The sequence below is a fragment of the Methylobacterium sp. WL18 genome (genome assembly GCF_008040015.1).
GTDB classification, from domain to species: Bacteria; Pseudomonadota; Alphaproteobacteria; order Rhizobiales; family Beijerinckiaceae; genus Methylobacterium; species Methylobacterium mesophilicum.
The window spans coordinates 1-1243 of sequence record NZ_VRVD01000970.1; the positions used below are offsets into that span (position 1 = coordinate 1).

Annotated in this window: 1 protein-coding gene and 1 pseudogene; both read right to left on the minus strand. The window is 71.0% G+C overall.

Annotated elements, in window-relative coordinates:
* A pseudogene (locus FV228_RS30175) lies at positions 1–553 on the minus strand (DUF2336 domain-containing protein); the annotation flags it as partial.
* Between the two features lie 123 nt (positions 554–676).
* The gene (locus tag FV228_RS30180; protein ID WP_147857782.1) at positions 677–1033 is read right to left on the minus strand and encodes a hypothetical protein; all 357 of its coding nucleotides are present in this window, start codon (positions 1031–1033) and stop codon (positions 677–679) included.
* Between the last annotated feature and the right edge of the window lie 210 nt (positions 1034–1243).

The window sequence follows — 1243 nt, forward strand, 5'->3', positions numbered from 1 at the left end:
GGCGGGCGAGCAGCCGGTGCGCGAGGTCGGCGACGCCACGGCCGCGGCTCACGAGGCGTGCGAGTGCCGCGCCGCGCAGGGTGACGCCGACATTGGCGGCGAGCGCCAGGTCGATCTCGATGCGACCTTCGCGGGACAACCCGTCGACCGCCTCGCGGCTCAGCCCGACCCGGGTGGCGATGCGGGCGGCGACGTCGGATCCGTCGGCGAGGGCGGCTTCGATCAGGCTGTGGCTCAGGACCGGGGCGAGCGTCACCACCGTGTCGCGCACGGCGCCGCCCCGGAGGGCGAGCGCCTCCAGGACGGCGGGCGGCGTCTCGGGGAAGGGGGCGAGCTTGCGGGCGACAACCTCGGCGGTCTCGTCGTCCACCGTGGGGATCAGGCCGCAGGCGAGGGATTCGAAGATCTCGATCTCGGCCCGGTCCCGGCCGGGTGCCCGAACGAACAGGTCGGTCTGCACCCGGAGGATCACCGGCTTGAGATCGAGATTCTCGATCCGTGCCAATTCGAGGAGCCCGGACAGGTCCGGCGGAGCGTCGACGGATGGGGGCATGAGGATCGGTTTACGCAAGACTGCAGTAAGCTCACGCTAACCGCATCGACGTGAATCGACCTTTAAGCCGCCTCCAGCGGTGCCGTGTCGTCCTGCATCATCCCGGGACCCCGCGGGGATTGGTCAGTGCGTCAGCCAGAGCGACAGGGTCAGCACCACCGCGATCGCCACGATGGCACCCGCGAAGGCCGGCGTGATCCAGGGCGTGCGCTTCTGCATGATCCCGGCCGCGGCCTTTTCGGAGGGCGCGCGCTCGTTCTGCCGCGCCAGGCGGACTTCCTGGGACGTCGGCGGTGCGCCGCCGGCCTCCTCGCAGGTGCCGAGCGGGGCGGCGCCGACATCGACATGGGGAATCTTGTCGCCGGTCCGCCCGCTGTCGATATCGCCCTTGAGCTGCGCCGAGGTCGGGTTGTCCGAATCCGGCGGCGGGTCGGCCTGCAGGTTTCCGGGTGACGGCGGGGTTTCGGATCTCAGCAGCATGGGTGGAACTCCAGTATCTCCGGGTCAACGTCCGATATCCGCTGCCGGCTGCGCCCATGGTGTCGCGGATCTCAAGTCTCGCCGGATCCGCGCTTCAGCAACGGCCGCGCGAGGCTGTGCCCGTCCTCAACGAATCCGGCGGCCTGGCAGAAGGCGCGCAGGTCGTCCTGGCCGGGGCCGGCGCTCAGGACCAGCCGGTCGCACCCGGCC

Excerpts from the sequence above, each read along its gene's own strand:
- FV228_RS30180 (WP_147857782.1), bottom strand. The coding sequence starts at position 1,033 with ATGCTGCTGAGATCCGAAACCCCGCCGTCACCCGGAAACCTGCAGGCC.